The organism is Pseudomonas umsongensis (assembly GCF_002236105.1).
GTDB lineage: Bacteria > Pseudomonadota > Gammaproteobacteria > Pseudomonadales > Pseudomonadaceae > Aquipseudomonas > Aquipseudomonas umsongensis.
The window spans coordinates 221,839-243,810 of sequence record NZ_NIWU01000006.1; the positions used below are offsets into that span (position 1 = coordinate 221,839).

The window sequence follows — 21,972 nt, forward strand, 5'->3', positions numbered from 1 at the left end:
GTGAGTATCCTTTGCCGCCAAAGCACGTGAAGACAGCCACTTGAAGACGAGAACTACCATGCGGATTATTCAAGCGACCCTCGAACACCTGGACCTGCTCACCCCATTGTTCGTCAAATATCGCGAGTTTTATGGCTCCCTGGCGTACCCGGACTCGTCCCGGGCGTTCCTCGAGAAACGCCTGCGGCGCAAGGAATCGGTGATCTACCTGGCACTGTCCGATGACGACAGCAACAAACTGTTGGGCTTCTGTCAGCTGTACCCCAGCTTTTCTTCGCTTTCGCTCAAGCGCGTTTGGATCCTAAACGACATCTACGTCGCCGAAGACGCCCGCCGCCAGTTGGTCGCCGACAACCTGATCCGCACCGCGAAGAAAATGGCCAAGGAAACCAACGCGGTGCGCATGCGCGTGTCCACCAGCAGCAACAACGAAGTGGCACAAAAAACCTACGAATCCATCGGATTCAAGGAAGACACCGAGTTCAAGAACTACGTATTGCCGATCAGCGACGAGTTGTAAGGAAAAAAGATCGCAGCGTTCGGCCGAAGGCTGCGATCTGGTTCTCGCAGAAATCCCCTGCTACAAACCCTACGCGCTTTTCACTTCCCAGCCCGTATAATTCCGTTCTTTCCGGCTTGTAAGAAAAACTACCTCCTGTCTGTAGTCTTACGCGAAGTCATCCGCAGGCCTGCCGAACCGGGCCGTTACCACAGGTGCCGTCCATGGATTTCAACCCGCTCGATCTCGTCCTGCATCTCGATGTCTACCTCGATTTGCTGGTCAACAACTACGGGCCATGGATCTACGCCATTCTCTTCCTGGTGATCTTCTGTGAAACCGGCCTGGTGGTCATGCCTTTCCTGCCGGGCGATTCGCTACTGTTCATCGCTGGCGCCGTCGCGGCCGGTGGCGGGATGGACCCGGTATTGCTGGGCGGCTTGCTGATGCTCGCGGCGATCCTCGGTGACAGCACCAACTACATCATCGGACGAACGGCGGGCGAACGATTGTTCAGCAACCCGAACTCGAAGATCTTCCGGCGCGACTACTTGCAACAAACCCACGATTTCTATGACAAACACGGCGGCAAAACCGTGACCCTGGCGCGTTTCCTGCCGATCATCCGCACCTTTGCCCCCTTCGTCGCCGGCGTCGCGAAAATGCCTTACCCGCGCTTCTTCGCCTTCAGTGTGCTGGGCACGGTGCTCTGGGTCGGCGGCCTGGTCACCCTGGGTTTCTTCTTCGGCAACGTACCCTTCATCAAATCGAACCTCTCGCTGCTGGTGGTCGGCATCATCCTGCTGTCGCTGGTGCCGATGATCATTGGTGTCGTGCGCAGCCGTTTTGGCAGTTCGAACTCCAAAACCGCATCGCGCTGACAGGATGTGGTCCCTTGCCGCCTGGCGACGTCGACGCATCCTGGCCAGGCACCCGATAGCCGACGACATGTGGCAGCGGGTGCGTCATCACCTGAGTTTCCTGGATGGCATCAGCGCCGCCGAAGACCAGTGGCTGCGTGAAGCCTGCGTACTGTTTCTGCAAGACAAACACCTGACCGCCCTGCCCGGTGTCGAGCTGCATCAGGAACAACGCTTGCTGCTCGCCGCCCAGGCGCAACTGCCGTTGCTGCATCTGGGCGACCTGAACTGGTATCAGGGCTTTCACGAAATCGTCCTCTACCCCGACGACTTCCTCAGCCCCCAGCGCCATCGCGACGCCAGTGGGGTCGTGCACGAATGGGACGGCGAGCACAGCGGTGAAGCCTGGCAGCAAGGGCCGATCATCCTGGCCTGGCCCGGGGTCATGGCCAGCGGTGGCTGGGAGGGCTACAATCTGGTGATCCACGAACTGGCGCACAAGCTCGACATGCTCAATGGCGATGCCAACGGCTTGCCCCCGCTGCACGCGAACATGCGCGTCAGCGACTGGGCCAGGATCATGCAAGAGGCCTACGACGACCTCGACCGCCAACTGGAGCGCAATCCAGACGCCGAGACTGCCATTGATCCGTATGCCGCGGAAAACCCGGCCGAGTTTTTTGCCGTCACCAGCGAATACTTCTTCAGTGCCCCGGATTTGCTGCACGAGGCTTATCCACAGGTCTACGAGCAACTCAAGCTGTTCTATCGCCAGGACCCGCTGGCGAGGCTGCGGCAACTTCTGGCCGAGAACCCGGTCTATCAGGCACACGACTAAGGTCTACACGACCTCTGGTACGTGGCGTCGCCGTAGGAATATGCCTATAATCGCCGCCACTTTTTGGTCAATCCGGCCAAGTGTTTCTGGTCAACTAACGGGGGCAACGCCCAATGAGCTACAGCAAGATTCCGGCTGGCAAAGACCTGCCGAACGACATCTACGTCGCGATCGAGATTCCGGCCAACCACGCGCCGATCAAATACGAAATCGACAAAGACAGCGATTGCCTGTTCGTTGACCGTTTCATGGCCACCCCTATGTTCTACCCGGCCAACTACGGTTACATCCCGAACACCCTGGCAGACGACGGTGACCCCCTCGACGTGCTGGTCGTAACCCCTTACCCGGTTGCTCCAGGTTCGGTGATCCGCGCTCGCCCAGTCGGCATCCTGAACATGACCGACGATGGCGGCGGCGATGCCAAAGTGATCGCGGTTCCACACGACAAGCTGTCCCAGCTGTACGTCGACGTGAAGGAATACACCGACCTGCCTCCACTGCTGATCCAGCAAATCGAGCACTTCTTCGCGAACTACAAAGATCTCGAAAAAGGCAAATGGGTGAAAATCGAAGGCTGGGACGGCGCAGACGCCGCCCGTGCTGCGATCACCCAGTCGGTTGCCAACTATAAAGGTTAAGAGCAGCTGCAGGCTTTGAGCCATCAGTTTCAAGAAGAACCCCGGTTGATCCGGGGTTTTTTTTGGGCGCCTGTAAAGCCGCTTTAAACAGTTTGTTTATCTCGCCACATCCCAAGGTTTTCATGTTTATTTTTTACCCAACACGTCTCACATCCAGTCGTAAATTTCCCGCGAAATTTGAACGGGACGTTTATTCAAACCCCTGACCGGCGCCAGTAGACTCCCGGTCATGAAAAAGAACACTAGCGGCCCTCGGTTTAAAGCGCTCCTTGAAGCAGCGAACATCACGACGACAGGATTCGCCGAATTCCTGGATACGGCTCCGCAAAATGTACACAACTGGTACAGCCGCGGCGTGCCCGCCCACTGCATGGAAGAAGTCGCCAGGAAACTCTCGGTCAACAGCGACTGGCTGAAAACCGGCGAAGGCTTGAAAGACGCCAGGCACTTGCGCCTCCTCGACGACTCCGGCAACACCTTCGACGCCCAGGCGATCCGAGGTGTCTACACCGTGGTCGAACCCATCGACATCGAATTGCCGTTCTACAAGGAAGTGATCACGGCCCCCGGCTCCAACAAGACCCACGTCATCGAAGACCGCGAACAATGCCTGCGCCTGCCCCGCAGCCACCTCGACTTCCTGGAAATCAATCACACCGACGCCATCGGCGCCGCGATGATCGGCAACAGCATGGCCGAGAAAATCGATGACGGCTCCACCCTGGCGATCGATCGCGGGCTGACCCAGATTGTCGATGGCGAAATCTACGCTATCGAACATGACGGCATGCTGCGAATCAAATACCTGCACCGACTGCCGGGCAACTCCCTGCGCTTGCGCAGCCATAACCGCGCGGACTACCCGGATGAAATCTTCAGGCCCGCGCAAATCGAAGAGCAGAACATCAGGGTACTGGGCTGGGTGTTCTGGTGGTCGACACTGAACAAACGTCGGCCACCGCTGCCGTTCCTGTAGGAGCGAGCATGCTCGCGATGGACGTCAACGATTACGCGGGAAATCTGGCACCCCGCAGCGTTCTCCGGTTTTTCGCGATCATGCTCGCTCCTACAAGAGCTAGCGAACAAACACCAGACCACCCAATTCGCCCACCCAGGAACCCCATCTCACACACCAAGCTGGGAATTTCACAAAAAAATCAGTATGCTGCGCCCCACATTTGCGCATCGACCCGCCAAGCGGCCCTGATCGCACCGACAAGGCAGATGACTTTCTCGCCAAGTCCCACAGCCGGACGCAAGATCCGGGTGTACGTTTTGAAGGCTGGCGCGGTTTACCAAAAATGAACCAAGCCAGTCCCCGAGAAGCCGGCCACAAGCCGGCTTTTTAATGCCCGTAATAATGTCATCCCGCCCCTTTCTCTCACGGATAACTAAACGATTTCACCAACGTCAGCTCCCCCACCGCCCGCATCGGCACCAGAAACGTCTCCATCTTCTCACTCGGCGTCCCCTCCTCCGTAATCACCGTCACCTGCGCCGTCGTCAGCGGTTGCACCGCATCCTCCTGCCCTTCTTCATCGCTGCGGTACCCACCGCCAAAGTAATTCACATACACCAGATACTGCCCCTTGATCGGCGCGGGCATGGCGAAGATTTCCGGGCCGTAGCCGGTGGTGACGTCGACATCGAGTGCGGCGCCGTTGGCCACGGCGCGGTCGCCGTACCAGATGTGGGCGCCGTCGGGGGTGATCAGGTGCAGGTCAAGGTCGGTGCCGTCGCTGTCCCAGGCCAGCAGCACGCGTAGTTTGGCTGGAGTTGCTCCACCACTGGCGTTGAGGAATTGCACGCGGCGGTGTTGCTGGCCGTCGGGGCTGCGGACTTCGACGCTGTTACTGCCACTGGGGAATGAGAACGGTCGATCGAAGCCTCCCGCGGTATCGATTTTCAGCGGCATGCTGACGCCGTTGACGATTAGTCGGCCGGGTTCGCCGTTCTTAGGCGCGGCGTTGATCTGACCTTTGATACGTGCGGTGTTTGCCTGTCCCGCCGGGGTGTTCACCGATGAGGCCGGGTAGTTGACGATCTGCCGAAAATTTTCGCCTTCCCCTTCGGCGGCGCCGGTTCGCCAGCCGCCAGAGGGGGTGCCGAGTTTGACGCTGTCGGCGGCGGTTGCCGGGGATAACAGGGCGAGCGCGCAGAGCAGCAGCAAGACCTGTGGATAACGATCTGTCATGGCCTATTCCAGCAAGAGGTGGCGGGCGAGCCCTTCGATATAGGTTTCATCCTGGCCGTTGGGATGCGCTTCGAAGGCCAGGTGCAGGTATTCGTGGGTCAGGTCGAGGCGGTCCTGCAGCGAAAGCACGCCGCGCGCGTAGATGCGCTGGCGTTCACGGTCGACGAAAGGACGGCCGAAGGCCAGGCGACATACGGCGAAGGTGCTGACTTCGTTGTAGCCGGCTTCGCTTTCAAGACGGGGGCGCCAGCCGCGGCGTTGCTTTTGCAGCCAGTCTTGCGCGGCGGGCAGCGCCTCGCAGGAAGCAACAGGATTATCCCAGCGGCTGAGGCTGGCGCGCGGGTATGCGTGGAGCAGGATGGCGTCGTAGCGCTGGCCGGCGTTGGCTTGGTCCACGGCAAGTTGCCAGGACAATCTGTCGAGGCCTGGCTGATTGGAGTGGTAGGTCACGGTGCTCCCGGTGAGCACCAGGTCGCTGGTCCAGGCGGCGATGCTGCGTACCTGCGCCGTGGCTGGGCGTGGGGCGACGCGCTGGTGCTGACTGCTGTCGTCGATGCTCAGGCAATCACCGCGGCGCGTGGCGTTTTGCAGCAGGTAGGTGCGGATGGCCACGGCCAGGGCCTTGGCGGCCTCAACGGGTTCGGCACTGGCTTCACGCTGCAGGACTCGGGCGACGTACTCTTCGCGATCGAGGCGGGCGACCAGTTTTGGTGAAGGGCTGTCGTTGAGTAAAAACAGGTCGCCGTCACTGTGGATATCCAGTTGGTTGCCGTTGACGAACTCGACCCGGTAATCGCCCCGCAACAGGCCGGACGACATGACACGGTCACCTGACATGACCCGCTGCAGTGGATAGCGGGAGAAAAGATCGACTTCGACACACTTCCCCGCCTCCACCGGCCAGGACGTCGGCAGCACCACGGACAACGCCTGGGCGTAATCGCGCAGAACCCGCTGGCTGGTTCCGCGTCCTCCCGCCCAGATCGGCGTGCCATCCGTCGTCCAACCGGCGAATCCACCCTGACGCGACGCTGTATCCCGGTCCCCGAGCCAGCTCCAGGTCTTCACCCGCAAGCGACTGCCGAGCTCGCCCACGACGTTGCCATCCGCCGCGTTCAATAGCACATCCAGCAATACCCGACGCGCCTGGTCCTGCGCCGGCATCAGCGCCAACATGCGCAACAATTCCACCACCGAAACCCGGGTGGCTGGCTGCAAGGATGGCAAGTCCAGCAGCCACTCCGGCGCCTGACGAGCCTGCCAATACGCTCGCCAACCAGAAACATCAATACCCAATCGCGCCGGCTCGAAATACAGCCCACAGGACTTCACCAGCGCCTGATCCCGCTCGATCTTGCCACCGGCGGTGCAACAATAGACGTCTTCCTTCGACTGCCCGCGACACTCGTACGCCGGCTCACGCGCGCCGGTGTCCACCAGCCAGGCGTACACAAACAACTTCCAGACACTGCCCAGGGGCGCCTGCAAACTGTCGGGCAAAGGTTCGCGCGACAGCACCTGCGTTCGGCTCAACGTCAGCAACTGATCCTTGAAAGCCAGGCGCAAGGGCTCTTCCTGCGCACTGACCAGCGCGGGAATCAGACACAGCAGCAACCAGACCCAAGGCCGATACATATCAGTGAACCGTCAGCTGACCGAGCGCCGGTTTCTGCTCCTGAGCCTGATGCTGTGGCGCGTACACCTGGGTAAAACGCGCCGGCGGCAGGCTGAACTGGCCTTTCTGCGAGAAGCGCACCAGGTGACGCAAACGCAGTTCGCCGCTCAAGGCATCCACCGGCACTGCATAGGCCATTTGTCCGGGCTCGAAACGGGCCTTCTCCAGCGCAGAAGGTTCGGTCCCGGCCTTGCCCATGAGCTTGATGCCCCAGGTCGTGCGTTCGACATCCGCGCCCGGTGGCAGCGGCACTTCGAGCAGGCCGTAACGCAAGGGTCTGGCGGCTTTGCTGGTCAGGATCACTTCGTCCAGATACAGGTTGTCGCTGGACAAGGGAGCACTGCCGACAGGCTGCAGCTTGAAGGTGAAGGCTTCATCGCCCGGCACCAGTCGCGACAGGCGACGGGTGATGGTCACAGGCAGCGGATCGACCGCTGACTGTTTGCTCTGGAAGCTCAACGCGGCGTTCAGTGGACGCTCCTGAGCACCGCTCAGCGACAAGACGCCGGGGACCTGTGCGCCTTGCCATGTCCAATAGATTTCACCGGTTGCGCCCTGCTCCTGATTCCAGCCGTCACCCGGTTTCAAGGTCACAGCCGGCGCCGCCTGTTCGATGTTGCGTTGTAACCAGGTCAGTGCCAGTGCACGTTCCAGCGTGGATTGCTGTGGCAGTAACCGAAGCAACAACGCTTGCGCATGCGCCTGATCGAAGGGCTGCAGCGATGCATTCAGCGCCTCGGCAAATGGCTCGGAGCTGGTGGCCAGTCGCTGCTGTGCGTCAGCCAATTGCCGCTTGAATGCGGCTGGCAGAGCAACCTTCGATTGCCCCGCCAGCGAGGCGGTCAATGCGCGCGCAGCAGCCAGGCCCAGCGCCGAGTCCGGATCAGTCATGACCAGGCTATCGCCAGCCACGTCCATGACGTTTGCGGCACTGCCCTCACCGGCGCGCATCAGGTCCTCCATCAATCCGCTGAGCAAAGTCTCGACCGGCAATTGCATCTGTCTGGCGAACGACAGGATCAGCGCCCGTTGCAACAGTGGCGTGTTCTTCGCCTGTTTCGCGTACACCTCCAACACTCGCTGCCAGTGCTCTGGCGGTAGGCTCAGCTCCATTACCCGGCTGGCGTGCCAGTCGGCGTAATAGGCGTAGGCGGTAAGAAACGCATCCGGTTCGCCGTCCAGGCCCCACCAGGTGAAGCTCGCCGAAGGGCCGGCCATTTGCACCAGGCGCAGGCGGCTGTTCTGCATGATCAGGCGCAAGCGATCGCGGACCTGCGGGTTCGACGATAAGGCTGGATAGGCGATGCTCAACGGCAGCAATTGACTGGCGGTCTGTTCGACGCCGCCGTACGGATAGCTCAGCAGATCATCGAGGGCAGCACGGAACAGTGCTTGCGGGCTGTCGTCCAGACGCAGACGGATATCCGTTGCATCCGCTGGCAGGTTCAGCGGCGTATCCGCGCCAGCTACGTCCACGCGTTGGCTTTGCGTGACTTGCCAGCCTTCGCCGGTTGCGCTCAGGTGCACGGTCAAGGCATCGACGGTTTTACCGTCCTGCACTAGTTCCGCGCTCCATTCGCCATTGACCAGCCCGAATGCCGGCAGCAGTATGTAGTTGATGCCGCTGTCGAGCGTGACGGGAACCCGCTGTTCGCTGCCCGCGTAATGAATCACCAGCTCGGCCTTGACCTGGTTTTGCGCCTGGCTGAAAGCAAACACACCAAGATCCGGTTTGTCACCGGCGCGGAATCGAGTCGGCCCGCTCCACTTCAGGTACAGCGGTTTCTCCGAGCGCACGAACTGCTTCTTCTGCCCGACCTGGCCGCCATCGGCGATGGCCCGGGCGGTGATGCGCCAGCGGGTCAACGAGTCCGGCATCTTGAAAGTGAAGCGGGTCTTGCCACTGGCATCGGTCACAAGCTCCGGTTGCCAGGCCGCGGTGTCGACGTCTTCGCGACGCGGGCGCTCCAGCACCTTGACGCCCCGCTCACTGCGGTTGGCCTTGCCCGGCGCGCCAGGGCTGCCAGGCAGCGCGACGTCGTAACTGATGAACGACAGACTGGCGCTGGTGCGCACGTTGTTGCGGCGCGGATGGTAGAAGAACTGGTCGATGGACGGCGCGATTTCCGGCTGCAAGGCATAGACCATCTCGTCGACCACACTGACCGTCAGATGCGCCGGGATCGGCTTGCCGGCGAACTGCGTGCTCAGGTCGACCGACACGGTTTCACCGGGTCGGTAGGTCTCTTTGTCAGTGGCGATGGCCACTTCGATCTGCGGCGTGATCACCTTGATACCGGTGTTCTGGAAGCTGTACTGGCCGCCCTTGGTGTACAGCACCGAGAACGTCAGGTTCGGCGCGAAGCTGTCCTGCACCGCAATGCGTGCGCGGTATTGAGTGTCGCTGAGTTTTTCCAGCTTCAGCCAGTCGCCGCCCTTGGACAGCAGCGCCGTGGCCTCGACCTTGTCGCGCTCCAGGGACAGCAGCGCATCGCTGATCGGCTCGGGAAAAGTGATCAGCGCCAGCGCTTCATCGCCAGCCTTGTACTCGGGTTTGTCGAGGACGATTTCCACGGTTCCCGGTACCGCCTTGACGCCCTCGCCGGTGACAGAATGGCCGGTGGCACCGAGGGTGCGACCATGGTCATCCTTGAGCGAGAGGTTGTAAGTACCGGGACGCTCGAAGGCCAGGCTGAAGCCCTTGTCGGTTGCCGCGAGCTTGCCCTCGCCGGTGCTTTGATCCTCCAGGCGTACCCAGCCGTAGCTGGCAGGCGTGACCGCTGCGCTCTGCTCGCTTTGATTGACGTAGCTGAACACAACCTTGTCGCCCACCGCACTGAAGCGCCGCGGCGCACTCAGGCGAAAATTCGCCGCGCCGCGGTCAATGAGGATTTCCTTGGTGGTCTTGACCCGATACGCCGCGCCATCGCTGGCGAACACGGTGAGCATGTAGCGACTCGGTTTCTCGGCGGCTGGCAAATCGACAACGGCATTACCCTTGGCGTCGGTGGTCGATTCGGTGCTGGTCAGTTCCACCGGGAATTGCCCCAGGTATTGCAGCTCGTTGTCGACCATCGACAATTGCTGGGCACGCAGGCTCAGGCTCAACTTGGCGTTGGCCACCGGCTTGCCGTCCGGATAGAGCAGCACCAGGTTGCCCTTGATCGGTTCGCCGGTGCGGTAATCCTGCTTGGCCAGGTTCAGGGAAATTTCGAAGTGCGGCTTGATGTATTCAGCGACGCGAAAGGCACTGCTGTAGGCCTGATCCTTATAGTTGAAACGCAACTCGTACCCACCGGCCACAGCATTGTCGGGCAACTGGAAACGGCCTTGGGTACCGGCCTTGGAGTCGAGCTTCAAGGCCAGGGATTGCAGCGCCGTCCCGGTCGCATCCAATACGGTCACGTTAACGTCGGCTGCGACGGGCTGCACCGAATCCCGGGCGTTCTTGAACTCGCGCCCGACGATTTTCAGCGACACCCAATCCCCCGGTCGGTACAGCGGGCGGTCAGTGAAAGCAAAGAGTTTGGTGTCGTAGATTTCGCTGTCGTAGTAGAAGTTCTCCGAGACGAAAACGCCGCCCTCTTCATCCTCGCCAATCACGAATGAGCGCTCGGGACTGACGTGTTTCAGGCGCAGCAAACCATCGGCATCGGTTGCACCGCTGCTCATCACACCCAGGCCATCGGTCCACAGCACGTTGACCTTGGGCACCGAACTGCCTTCGTGTTTACGCGCAGCCCACACCAGCAGTTCATCCCCGGCAATCTTGCTGACCGCCACGGTGTTAGAGACGAAGACCATGGTGGTCGCGCGGTACTTGCCGATCAGCGCTTCCACCAGATACAGGCCTGGTTTCAAGTTGCCCAACGGGATGTAGACGTTGCCCGGCGCCACACTGACGAACTCACTGGAAGACCCGGCGAGGTTCACGCCTTCAGGCGGCTGGATCGGTTTGGCTTGCCACAGCGGGTAGCGGAATTGGCTGACCACCGGCAGGCCCGGAATCAGGGCGAATTGTGGCTGCGCGTCGTAGGGCGTTGGCGCGGCCATGGCGTTGCCCATCTTCAATTCCGGCACTTCTTCGGTGACTTGTTTACGCGACTCGTAGGAAAACGCCCGTTGCATGACCCGACGAGATTTGCGGTACCAGGTGTCCCACAAGTAGGCGAGCGTATTCGACAGGCCTTCGCCCTTGAACTGGCCGTCACTGACGACCCGGTGCAGGTTCTTCTGGCGCTTGAGAAAGTCCAGCGGCTTGTCGATGCGGTACACCCGAATGTCGGCACCGCCATAGGGTTCCATGCGCAAGCGACGGTAGTCGCGACCCGGCGCTTCAAGGCGGACCATCGCCTGTTCGTCGCTGGCAAAACTGCTGTCGGCCAGCAGGAAAAAACTTTCACCGGCCACCGGTGTATAGCCGCTGGGTTCGACAGCGTCTTGGGCGTTGACCGTCGAAAATGGAAGCACCAACGCCAACAGCAGAGGCAGAAAACGCAGCATGCGGGCACCCATCATTGGGAGAGAAAATTCAGTCGATAGACGCCGATGAAGTTGGGGTTGGCTGCATCGGGTATCCATCGGGTGTCCTTCCATGTCATGAGTTGTTGCAGGCTTGCCGAACGCATGCCGTTGTCGGTGGGAGTAGTGGTGCCGGTGTGATAGGCGATGTAGCGGCCCATCCAGATCATCAGGTGCTGGTCGTCGCCCTGGTCGAAAAACATCAGGTCGCCGGGACGCGCCTGTGCGATATCGCGGCCAACCAGTTGGCTGTTGAACTGGATCAGCTTGATCGCATTGACGTAGGGCCCGACCTTGCCACCACCTTGCTGCCATTGCTGGGCCAGCCCGCGCTGACCCGCACTCAACTCCAGTTCCGGCGGCAGGTAGCGGTTGGACAGGCCATTGCTGCGCAGCCATTTGTCGTCATGGACTTTCAGCGCTTCGTTGGCGGCAAAACGCACCAGGCCCGCGCAGTCCTGCTGATACCAGCGCGGGCTCGGCCCCCGACTCAGTTGCTCCTGCGCGATGCGGACGAACCAGGCGCGGAACACCTGGGATTGCTGCGGATCAAGCGCCGGTGTTTCGATCGCTCGGGCGCCCGCGCTCAACAGCAAAGCGAGCACGCCGAGGCTGCGGATCAGTACGTTCACAGGGCTTTCCATTGCAGCGGCAGCCATTGCCAGTGGCCATCGGGTTCGGTGCCCTCGGGCAGGGTCAGGGCGTACTTGCCGTATCCGCCGAGCTTGCGCAATTTGGGGATCAGGTAGGTTTGCGCCGCGTTGTAGAACACCGGTTCCATGTCTTGCGGCAGGCTGTCGAGGGTTTCGCGCTGCATCAACTGCGCCATGGCGTCCGGGCCGAAGTACACCGGCATCAGCAGGTCCTTGGGCACCACGTCGGCCATCGGCGGGAAGCGTTTGTCGAGGGTGCCAAGGGCCTTGTCCAGCAGTTTGTCATCGAGGGAAAACAACAGCGTCGACCCGTGGCGCGCCAGGCTGACGTTCATGAAAGCCTGGCCGGTGATCGCATCGGGATTCGCGGCATCCTTGGCCGCATACGGACCGAAACGGGAGCTGACCTGACGCTGCCACTGGCGGTTGTCACCTTGCTGTTTCTCAATCACCGGGAACACATGCTCATCGACCTTGCCTTCATAAGCGCCGACCATCGAGCCGAACAGCCTGCCCAGTTCGCCATCGAGGCTGGCGCTGTCTTCATCCTTTAGGCTGGCGACCAGCAGTGGTGTGTACAGCCGCGAATCGGCGTACCAGCACAGGCCCGCCGCACCGGCCATGTGCTCGGTCAACGCCTGGGCCGCAGTCTCGTCAGCACCGAGTTTGAGCAGCAGCGGCTTCTGTTGCTCGGCAGCCAGCGGCACGGCCACGCAAGCGCTGGCGCCCATCGGCATGGCTTGCCAGATCGGCTTGAAATCAAAGTCCGGCTGATCGTCCAGTTCATCCATGGCCAGGAAGCTGTGCCAGCCCTTGTCATCCATGTCGAAGCGCAACCCGGCGAAATTCGGGATGAAGCGCTGATACCCCATGGCGAGCACGCTGGCATTCACCGACAGTCGCTGCTTCACTTCCGGCGCGCGGGGTTGCAAGCCAAACGCTTCGGGGAACAGTTTGTCGCCGTTGAGCAGTGCGGCGATGGCTTGGGTCGAGACACTGCCCGACTCCTGCGTCGCTCCACTTTGCGGATCGTAGAGTTTGGTTGGATTCGACAGCACCACCAGTTTGTCGCCATGGGAGGCAAACAGCAGCGCCTTGCTGGCGTTGTAGCTGAGCTGATAAAGCGCCACGTCGTCGTTGCCGACTTTCACGTCTGCGAGTTTGCTCAACTGCGAATCATCCAGCGCCACTTTGGCCAGCGGCTCCAGCACCTTGGCCAGGCCACCGCGATCCATCACCAGCAGGAAATCCTTGAGCCTGCCATCCGCCCCGCGCCACAACGCAACGTCCGCCGGTTGATCGAACAGCTGCTCGATCAGCGTGTCCTGCAACTTCAGCTCATGCTCGTAGATGATCCGCCGCAAGCTGCCGATCAGCCCGAGGCGATCGGCGTGGGTTTCGTAATAGAAGACGAAATCTTCGGTCAGGGTTTCCTTTAGGAACGGTACCGCCAGCAGGTCCCTGGGCAACTGGCTCAAGGAGTGGGTCTCGAGCAAGCCATCGGGGCGACTCATGCCGAGTTTTTCCGCCGCCAGTTGCGGGGCCGGGGCTTTGCTTTTCAGCATCAGCCAGCCCATGCCAGCAGCCACGCCCACGACCAGACACAGCCCGATCACAATGGCCCGGACATTTTTTCCTGCCCAATAGCGGGACGGCTTGGGGCCAGGTGTTACAGCGGCCGGGGAAACAGTGTCATCGCTCATTTCACAAAACCCGAATTCATCCGTGGAGCGGGATGCTTAATAGTTGAAAGTCTTGACCAGCAGCAGGTCACCGATTGCGCGCAGGGGCACGATGAAGGTTTCGCGTTTTTCGTCGACGGTGTTTTCGTTGAGCACCAGGTTGATTTGCGACGTAATGACCTCGTTCTGATTGCTGGTCTCATCGAAGTTATAGCCGCCGCTACCGAAGTTGCCCCAATAGTTGACGTAAACCAGATAGGTGCCATGCAGCGACGCGGTCATGGTGAACATTTCCGGGCCGGGGCCGTCGACGCCGTCCGGGTCGAGGCCACCACCATTGCTCATCGCCGGCCGTGCCCAGAACGCGTGCTGGCCGTCGGGGGTGACGATGTGCAGGTCAAGTTCGGCTTTTGGATCGTCCCACCCCAGCACCACGCGAATCCGTGCGGGCGTGCGTAAATTGTTGGCTTCATAGAATTGCACGCGTTTGAGCGACTGGCCTTCGGCGCTGCGCACTTCGACGCTGTTGGAGCCGGCTCCGAATGCATAGGGCCGGGCAAACCGGCCCTGATCGTCGGTGTACAGGTTCAACGGATTACCGTTGACTGCGATCGTGTGGGGTCCGCGCTGGGTACCGATGGCCTTGAGCTGGCCCTGGATCATCGTGCGATTGCGCTGCACACCACGGTCGATGGGTGGCGTGGGATAGGCGACTTGCGGGCTTTCCGTACGGTCCAGCAAACCGTTGAAGCGCCAGCCGCCCACCGGCTCCGACAGCTCGGCACTGGGCGCGGCCAGGGCGGGCGCACAGGCCCAGCCGATCAGCAGCAAAAGAAATGAGCGCATGTGATGCCTCCTGCCATGCATGACGAAACCTTGCGCCTGATCCTCGGCGCGTTACAGATGTGGGTACTGCGTTTCGTCTGAAAGACCCATGAATAGCGGGTCGTCGATGGCGGGAAGGTTAGACGTGCGGGTGTTTTTTAACAATCGGATGCGTCCGGATTTGCGGGGAGAGTCACGATGAGCCGATTACCGTTCCTATTCGGCTCACAAAATGAGCCGAATCGCCACTCACTTTGTGGCGAGGGGATTTATCCCCGTTCGGCTGCAAAGCAGTCGTAAATCCGGACAACGCATACAGTCGGAACAGACGTCAGGGGCCGCTTCGCAGCCCAACGGGGATAAATCCCCTCGCCACAGGACTGGTTCCTCTCAGGAAACGGTGGCTGAAACACCCCGCTCATTTGCCCATAAACCCCCTATCTGCTAGTGTCGCGCCGGTTTAACGTCAACCGGAAATCGCCGCCATGGCCCGCAAAAAAGCTGCACTGGATTTCGAACAGTCCCTCGCTGACCTGCAAACGCTGGTAGAGCGTCTGGAGAATGGCGAATTATCGCTGGAAGACTCGCTGGCCGCTTTCGAGCAAGGCATCGGCCTGACCCGCGATTGCCAGGCGGCGCTGGCCCAGGCCGAGCAAAAGGTTCAAGTGTTGCTCGAGCGTGATGGCGAGTTGGCCGAGGAACCCTTCGACGCGGATCAACCAGAATGATTGCAGCGTATTCAGCGACCAGCCAGGCCCGCGTCAACGCCGCCATGGAAACCCTGTTCATCGCGCCAGGCCCTGAGCTGGTGCGCTTGTACGACGCCATGCGCTACAGCGTGATGAACGGCGGCAAACGGGTGCGCCCATTGCTGGCCTACGCTGCGTGCGAAGCACTGGGCGGCAAGGCGGAGCAGGCCAACGGCGCGGCCTGCGCGGTGGAGCTGATCCATGCCTACTCGCTGGTGCACGACGATTTGCCGGCCATGGATGATGACGATCTGCGTCGCGGCCAGCCGACTACGCACAAGAAATTCGATGAAGCCTGCGCGATCCTCGCTGGCGATGGCTTGCAGAGCCTGGCGTTCAGCGCCCTGCTCGACCCGCGCCTGAGCAACGTCGACGCCGAGATCCGTCTTGAAATGGTCAGCACACTGGCATTGGCGGCAGGTCCGGCGGGCATGGTCGGCGGCCAGGCCATCGACCTTGGCTCGGTAGGCCTGAAGCTCGATCAACAGGCGCTCGAATACATGCACCGGCACAAGACCGGCGCGCTGATCGAAGCCAGCGTCAAGCTCGGCGCCCTGGCCAGTGGTCGCGCCGAGAAGGACGAACTCAAGTCCCTGCAGACTTATGCACAGGCCATCGGCCTGGCATTCCAGGTCCAGGACGACATTCTCGACGTCGAAAGCGATACCGAAACCCTGGGCAAACGCCAAGGCGCCGACATTGCCCGCGACAAGCCGACCTACCCGGCACTGCTGGGCCTGGACGCCGCCAAGGCCTATGCCCTGGAACTGCGCGATCAGGCGCTGCATGCGCTGCGACCGTTTGACGCGGCTGCCGAGCCCCTGCGTGAACTGGCCCGCTACATCGTCGAGCGACGCAACTGACGGCGAATCCGCCAAAAAAGACCAACGCGTGGGCAGGGGCCGATGCATCAGGTAAACTGCCGCATCTTTTATACCTATAACGATTCGCCTGATGCCCACGACGTTTCATGAGATTCCCCGCAAGCGCCCGACCACGCCCCTGCTCGACCGCGCGAATACGCCGGACGGCCTGCGCCGGTTAGGCGAAGCCGAGCTGGAAACCCTGGCCGATGAGTTGCGCCTGGAATTGCTCTACACGGTCGGTCAGACCGGTGGGCATTTCGGTGCAGGTCTGGGCGTCATCGAGCTGACCATCGCGTTGCATTACGTCTTCGACACCCCGGACGACCGGCTGGTGTGGGACGTGGGTCATCAGGCTTATCCGCACAAGATCCTCACCGGTCGTCGCGAGCGCATGGCCACCCTGCGCCAGAAGGACGGCGTTGCCGCCTTCCCGCGTCGATCCGAGAGCGAGTACGACACCTTTGGCGTCGGCCATTCCAGCACGTCGATCAGCGCAGCCCTGGGCATGGCGATTGCCGCCCGTCTGCAAAACAGTGATCGCAAGGCGATTGCCGTGATCGGCGACGGCGCACTGACGGCCGGCATGGCGTTCGAAGCGCTGAACCACGCGCCGGAAGTGGACGCCAACATGCTGGTGATCCTCAACGACAATGACATGTCGATCTCGCGCAACGTCGGCGGTTTGTCGAACTACCTGGCGAAGATCCTTTCCAGCCGTACCTACGCGAGCATGCGCGAGGGCAGCAAAAAAGTCCTGTCGCGCCTGCCCGGCGCCTGGGAAATCGCCCGTCGCACCGAAGAATACGCAAAAGGCATGCTGGTGCCCGGCACGCTGTTCGAAGAGCTGGGCTGGAACTACATCGGCCCGATCGATGGCCACGACCTGCCAACCCTGATCGCTACCCTGCGCAACATGCGTGATCTCAAGGGCCCGCAGTTCCTGCACATCGTCACCAAGAAAGGCAAAGGCTTCGCCCCGGCTGAGGTCGACCCGATCGGTTACCACGCCATCACCAAGCTCGAACCTGTCGATGCGCCGGCCAACCCTCCGAAGAAAGCCAGCGGGCCGAAGTACTCCGGTGTGTTCGGTGAGTGGCTGTGCGACATGGCGGCTGCCGACCCGCGCCTGGTCGGGATCACCCCGGCGATGAAGGAAGGCTCGGACCTGGTGGCCTTCAGCGAGCGCTTCCCGCTGCGCTACTTCGACGTGGCGATTGCCGAGCAACACGCCGTGACCTTTGCGGCCGGCATGGCCTGCGAAGGCGCGAAGCCGGTGGTGGCGATCTATTCGACCTTCCTGCAACGCGGCTACGACCAGTTGGTGCATGACGTCGCGGTGCAAAACCTCGACGTGCTGTTCGCCATCGATCGCGCCGGCCTGGTGGGCGAAGACGGTCCGACCCACGCGGGCAGCTTCGACCTGTCGTTCCTGCGCTGCATCCCCGGCATGCTGGTGATGACCCCGAGCGACGAAAACGAACTGCGCAAGATGCTCTCGACCGGTCATCTGTATAACGGCCCGGCCGCCGTGCGTTACCCGCGCGGCAACGGCCCGAATGCGACCATCGAGAAAGACCTCGAGCCGATCGAAATCGGCAAGGGCGTGGTTCGCCGCCAGGGTAGCAACGTCGCTTTGCTGGTGTTCGGCGTGCAACTGGCCGAGGCGCTGAAAGTCGCCGAGACGCTGGACGCGACCGTGGTCGACATGCGCTTCGTCAAACCGCTGGATGAAGAGCTGGTTCGCGAAATCGCTGGCAGCCACGAGCTGCTGGTGACCGTCGAAGAAAACGCCATCATGGGTGGTGCCGGCGGTGCGGTCAGCGAATTTCTCGCTCGCGAGAATATCCTCAAGTCGATGCTGCACCTGGGCTTGCCGGACATTTATGTCGAACACGCCAAGCCGGCGCAAATGCTGGCTGAGTGTGGACTGGATGAAGCCGGGATCGAGGCTTCGATCCGCGAGCGTCTGCAACTGCTAAACCGCTAAACCGCTAAACCGCTATACACACTCCCCCCTGTGGGAGCGGGCTTGCCCGCGAAGAGGCCGACACATCCAACATCAATGTTGAATGTGCCGACGCCTTCGCGGGCAAGCCCGCTCCCACAGTGGTTTGTGGCGCTATCAAAATTGTGTACACCTCAAGCACCAACGGACTGTCGATGAAACTCTCCCCCCTCGCCCTGACGCTGACCCTGCTGCCAGCCGGCCCAGTGCTGGCTGACACCTTCGAACGCGACCAGGCCCTGAAGCTGCCCGACGTACTGATCAGCGCCAACCGCCAGGTCGAGGCGCGCAACGACAGCAGCGCCGCCAACACGGTCTTCACCCGCGAAGACATCGACCGGTTGCAACCCAACAGCGTCACTGACCTGCTGCGCCGTGTACCGGGGGTGCAAGTGGCACAAACCGGCGGGCGCGGCAGCCTGCCGGGAATTTACATTCGCGGCACGCAGTCGGCCCAGAGCCTGGTGCTGGTGGACGGCCAGCGGATCGGCAACTCGTCCTCCGGCGACAGCAACCTGCAACACATCAACATCGACCAGGTCGAGCGCGTGGAAGTGCTGCGCGGCTCCCGTTCGGTGATCTACGGCAGCGATGCGATTGGCGGGGTGATCCAGATCTTCACTCGGCGTGGCAGCGACCCCGGCCTGCAACCCAGGCTGCATATGGGGTTTGGCAGCAACCAGACCTGGGAGCGTAGCCTCGGCTTGTCTGGGGGCGATGAGCAGACCCGCTTCAACCTCGGCGCCAGCCTGGATGAAACCGCCGGGATCGATCGCACCCATGAGTCGTATCCCAGCGACAGTGATCACGACGCCTACCGCAACAAATCCCTGAGCCTGAGCGTGAGTCACGCCCTCAGCGACGACGTCGAGATCGGCGCCAATCTGCTGGATAACCGTGGTAAAAGCGAATTCGACAATCCGTTCGGTCGCTTCGACCTGAACACGTTCGAGTCAGTCCAGCAGCAGCCCTACAACGAATTCGATGTGAGCAGTGTCAGCAGCTACATCGACGCACAGGTCAACGACCTGTGGAAAACCCGCGTCGAGTTCGGCCACAGCGAAAACCGCGAGAAGACGTTCGACAAGCTCAGCGATGAGCGCAGCGTGTTCAATACCTACCGTGACTCGGTGAACTGGCAGAACGACCTGACACTCAACCAGCGCAACAGCCTGATCCTCGGCGGCGACTGGTACGAAGACCGCGTCAACAGCAGCACGCCGTTCGACGAGGACAGTCGCTGGAACCGTGCAGCATTTGTCCAGCATCGCTACCAGGCCGATAGCTTCTCCACCGAACTGGGTCTGCGCCGCGACCAGAACCAACAGTTCGGCGGCCAGAACAGCTGGAGCGGCACCTTCACCCTGCCGCTAAACCCCGACAACGACGTGCTGCTGACCTACAGCGAAGGTTTCCGTGCGCCGACCTTCAACGACCTGTACTACCCCGACTTCAGCAACCCGGACCTTAAACCCGAGACCTCGAAAAGCTATGAACTGCAATGGCGCAGCCAATTGACCGAGAGCAGTCGCCTGGAGGCCTCGCTGTACCGTACGGACCTCGAAGACGCGATCATCTTCGGCAGCAACTCACGGCCAGAGAACGTGGCGTCGGCACGCATCAACGGCTTTGAAGCGACATTAAGACAGGAACTGTTCGGCTGGCAGAGCAACCTCGGCGTGGCGATTATCGACCCGCGTGACCGCGATACGGGGCATACCCTGGCCCGTCGCGCACGTCGCACATTGAGCTGGGATCTGGATCGACAGTTCGACCGCCTGGGCCTGGGCGCCAGTTGGCAAGCTGTTAGCAGCAGCTATGACGACCTGAACAATCAACAGCCATTGGGTGGTTATGGGTTGCTGGGGTTGCGCAGCAGTTGGGCACTCAATCGAGAGATCAGCCTGGAGCTTAAGGTCGACAACCTGCTGGACAAGGGTTACAGCCGGGCACTGTACAGCCATGAAGGCAGCCAGTACGGATATCGCGAGGAAGGTCGGGCGTGGGTGTTTGGGGTGACTTGGACCCCGGAGCTCTGATGGTCTCTGGGCTAGCCTCTTCGCGAGCAAGCCCGCGAAGGCCGCACCTCGGTCTCAGCGGTCAGGTGCAATCTCGCGGCACAACTTGGCCGTCGCCTCGACCATCTGCCCGCTCGGCCGCTCCAGGCCCTTGTCCGTAACCAGCCGCAACTGCCCCTGCCGCACCGCCGCCACCTGCGGCCACGCCTTCCACGCATCAAGTTGCGCCTGATCACCGGCCAGAATCACCTCGGGATCGCGCTGCAGGACCGCTTCGACACTGATCTGCGGCGCCGGGAGTGCCTGGTCGCCGAAGACGTTTTGCGCCCCACAGACTTCAAGCGCAGCGCTGATGATCTGCCCTCCGCCCACGGTGTATAGCGGCTTATCCCAGACTTGATAGAACACACGCAACGGATGCTCCCGCCGATAGCGTTGACGCAGCTGCGCCAGGCGTTGACGCAATTCGCTGGCCAATACCGCCCCACGCTCAGGCCGCCCGAGTTGCGAGGCAATGGCTTCGATCTGTGAGGTGAGTTGCGCGAAATCATGCGGTTCAGCGACGTAGGTCGGGATGTTCAAGCGCTTGAGTTGTTCACGCTGGGCCGGGCCGACACTGCCAGGCCAGAGCAGCAACAAATCAGGCTTGAGGCTGAGCAACCGCTCCATGTCCAGCTGACCGTAGCGCCCCACGGAGGGCAAATCCTTGAGTTCGGCGGGACGCTCACCGGCATCCAGCACGCCGACCAGCAAGTCGGCCGAACCCAGTTCGACGACCATCTCAGTGAGGGACGGAGCGAGGCTGACAACCCGCTCCACCGCCATGGCCGAGCCGCTGATCACCAGCAGCAAAACCGCCAGCCAGACAGGGCGCATCAACCGAGCTGACGTGGAATTCGGTAGAGGTAGAACAGCACCGCGGTCGACAGCGCCAGCAGCATCAGCGGCACCGCTTCGAGACCGACAAACACCGCCAATGCACCGATCCAGGCCGGCAAGCCAGCCGCGAGGAACGCCGTGCGCCGCTTGGCCGCCAAACGGATCCATGCATCAGGCTCTTCAGGGGTATCGAGGGCTTTCTGGGTGGCGATCAACGCATGTTTATAGCCGCCAAAAAACTTCAGGCTGACAAACATCGAGGCGACACCGGCGATGAACAACGGCATTGCCAGCACCGGCAGTATGGCTTCACCCTGGCCGAACACTGCGTTGATCACGAACAGCGGCAACAAGGCCAACGCCAGGTATTGCCACCAATTGACGGACAGCCGCCGCCGTACCTGGCCGCGGGTCACGCCCGGTCTACCTCGCCCTGATGTTCATTGCCCATCATATGGTCGAGTTTGCTGGCCTTGGTTGCCAGGTAGAGTTTGTTGTGCGGATTGTGACCCGTGTGCAGCGGCACGCGCTCGGCAACCGCGATGCCCATGTCGGTCAAGGCTTTGACCTTGCGTGGGTTGTTGGTCATCAGGCGCAGGGATTTCACCCCCAGGTGCTCAAGCATCGGCAGGCACATGGCGTAATCGCGCTGGTCGGCGGCAAAGCCCAGGCGCTCGTTGGCCTCAACGGTGTCGGCACCGCCGTCCTGCAGCTCATAGGCGCGGATCTTGTTCAGCAGGCCAATGCCACGGCCTTCCTGGCGCAAATACAGCAATACGCCCCGACCTTCACGAGCGATGGCCTGCAGCGCAGCCTCAAGTTGCGAGCCGCAGTCGCAACGCTGGCTGAACAAGGCGTCGCCCGTCAGGCACTCGGAGTGCAACCGACCGAGTACCGGGGCACCATCGGCGATCTCACCCAGGCTCAGCACGACGTGCTCGCGGCCGGTGGCCTCATCGAGAAAGCCGTGCATGATGAATTGCGCAAAAGGCGTTGGCAGCTTGGAAGCGGCGACAAAAACGACAGGCACCGGTGTGCTCCTGATCTAAAAGTCTGAAGATTCGCAG

General features: G+C 61.4%; 18 protein-coding genes. 9 read left to right on the forward strand and 9 right to left on the reverse strand.

Features of this window, described 5'->3' with window-relative positions; all coding sequences use genetic code 11:
- Nucleotides 1-58: 58 nt before the first annotated feature.
- From PSUM_RS25445 to PSUM_RS25465, 5 genes are all read left to right on the forward strand, one after another.
- Entirely contained in the window at nt 59-520 is a 462-nt protein-coding gene (locus PSUM_RS25445; RefSeq protein WP_020796298.1) for a GNAT family N-acetyltransferase, read from the forward strand.
- Between the two features lie 203 nt (nt 521-723).
- Nucleotides 724-1,380: a DedA family protein gene (locus tag PSUM_RS25450; RefSeq protein ID WP_020796297.1), complete on the forward strand. Its 657-nt coding sequence runs from the start codon at nt 724-726 to the stop codon at nt 1,378-1,380.
- A 4-nt stretch (nt 1,381-1,384) separates the two neighbouring features.
- A complete protein-coding gene (locus tag PSUM_RS25455; RefSeq protein ID WP_020796296.1) occupies nt 1,385-2,197 on the forward strand; it encodes a M90 family metallopeptidase in 813 nt (270 codons plus the stop codon).
- 113 nt (nt 2,198-2,310) lie between these two features.
- The gene (ppa, locus tag PSUM_RS25460) at nt 2,311-2,838 is read left to right on the forward strand and encodes an inorganic diphosphatase (protein ID WP_020796295.1); all 528 of its coding nucleotides are present in this window, start codon (nt 2,311-2,313) and stop codon (nt 2,836-2,838) included.
- A gap of 229 nt (nt 2,839-3,067) precedes the next feature.
- Complete coding sequence (locus tag PSUM_RS25465) at nt 3,068-3,814, forward strand: S24 family peptidase (RefSeq protein WP_033045470.1); 747 nt, start codon at nt 3,068-3,070, stop codon at nt 3,812-3,814.
- A 405-nt stretch (nt 3,815-4,219) separates the two neighbouring features.
- Here PSUM_RS25465 and PSUM_RS25475 read toward each other — a convergent pair whose 3' ends face one another.
- Genes PSUM_RS25475 through PSUM_RS25500 form a run of 6 tightly spaced genes read right to left on the reverse strand, consistent with a single transcriptional unit; the run spans nt 4,220 to nt 14,409 of the window.
- Nucleotides 4,220-5,032 carry a YfaP family protein gene (locus tag PSUM_RS25475; protein WP_083349794.1) on the reverse strand — a complete coding sequence of 271 codons (813 nt, stop codon included), beginning with the start codon at nt 5,030-5,032 and terminating at the stop codon, nt 4,220-4,222.
- Between the two features lie 3 nt (nt 5,033-5,035).
- Entirely contained in the window at nt 5,036-6,667 is a 1,632-nt protein-coding gene (locus PSUM_RS25480) for a DUF2300 domain-containing protein (RefSeq protein WP_083349795.1), read from the reverse strand.
- A gap of 1 nt (nt 6,668) precedes the next feature.
- Complete coding sequence (locus PSUM_RS25485; RefSeq protein ID WP_083349796.1) at nt 6,669-11,225, reverse strand: alpha-2-macroglobulin family protein; 4,557 nt, start codon at nt 11,223-11,225, stop codon at nt 6,669-6,671.
- Nucleotides 11,222-11,872, reverse strand: a complete 651-nt coding sequence (locus tag PSUM_RS25490) for a DUF1175 domain-containing protein (protein ID WP_033045475.1) — start codon at nt 11,870-11,872, stop codon at nt 11,222-11,224. The genes PSUM_RS25485 and PSUM_RS25490 overlap by 4 nt, the downstream gene beginning before the upstream one ends.
- Entirely contained in the window at nt 11,857-13,584 is a 1,728-nt protein-coding gene (locus PSUM_RS25495; protein ID WP_020796288.1) for a DUF2138 domain-containing protein, read from the reverse strand. Before PSUM_RS25495 ends, PSUM_RS25490 begins: the two co-directional genes overlap by 16 nt.
- 36 nt (nt 13,585-13,620) lie before the next feature.
- Nucleotides 13,621-14,409, reverse strand: coding sequence for a YfaP family protein (locus PSUM_RS25500; protein WP_033045477.1), 789 nt, complete (start codon nt 14,407-14,409; stop codon nt 13,621-13,623).
- Nucleotides 14,410-14,873: 464 nt separating this feature from the next.
- Between PSUM_RS25500 and PSUM_RS25505 the strand changes: the two genes are divergently transcribed.
- The 4 genes from PSUM_RS25505 to PSUM_RS25520 all read left to right on the forward strand — a co-directional run bounded on the left by PSUM_RS25505 (nt 14,874) and on the right by PSUM_RS25520 (nt 20,047).
- Nucleotides 14,874-15,116 carry an exodeoxyribonuclease VII small subunit gene (locus PSUM_RS25505; RefSeq protein WP_007970180.1) on the forward strand — a complete coding sequence of 81 codons (243 nt, stop codon included), beginning with the start codon at nt 14,874-14,876 and terminating at the stop codon, nt 15,114-15,116.
- On the forward strand, nt 15,113-16,000 hold the full coding sequence (ispA, locus tag PSUM_RS25510) for a (2E,6E)-farnesyl diphosphate synthase (protein ID WP_020796286.1): 888 nt from the start codon (nt 15,113-15,115) through the stop codon (nt 15,998-16,000). Before PSUM_RS25505 ends, ispA begins: the two co-directional genes overlap by 4 nt.
- A gap of 91 nt (nt 16,001-16,091) precedes the next feature.
- Nucleotides 16,092-17,990, forward strand: coding sequence for a 1-deoxy-D-xylulose-5-phosphate synthase (gene dxs, locus PSUM_RS25515; protein ID WP_020796285.1), 1,899 nt, complete (start codon nt 16,092-16,094; stop codon nt 17,988-17,990).
- Between the two features lie 173 nt (nt 17,991-18,163).
- Entirely contained in the window at nt 18,164-20,047 is a 1,884-nt protein-coding gene (locus PSUM_RS25520; RefSeq protein ID WP_083349797.1) for a TonB-dependent receptor domain-containing protein, read from the forward strand.
- Between the two features lie 54 nt (nt 20,048-20,101).
- Here PSUM_RS25520 and PSUM_RS25525 read toward each other — a convergent pair whose 3' ends face one another.
- From PSUM_RS25525 to ribA, 3 genes are read right to left on the reverse strand one after another with little or no spacing between them, the layout of a single operon-like run.
- Complete coding sequence (locus PSUM_RS25525; RefSeq protein ID WP_083349798.1) at nt 20,102-20,902, reverse strand: cobalamin-binding protein; 801 nt, start codon at nt 20,900-20,902, stop codon at nt 20,102-20,104.
- Nucleotides 20,902-21,321, reverse strand: a complete 420-nt coding sequence (locus tag PSUM_RS25530; protein ID WP_020796282.1) for a hypothetical protein — start codon at nt 21,319-21,321, stop codon at nt 20,902-20,904. Before PSUM_RS25530 ends, PSUM_RS25525 begins: the two co-directional genes overlap by 1 nt.
- A complete protein-coding gene (gene ribA, locus PSUM_RS25535; protein WP_008059515.1) occupies nt 21,318-21,935 on the reverse strand; it encodes a GTP cyclohydrolase II in 618 nt (205 codons plus the stop codon). The genes PSUM_RS25530 and ribA overlap by 4 nt, the downstream gene beginning before the upstream one ends.
- Nucleotides 21,936-21,972: the final 37 nt, after the last annotated feature.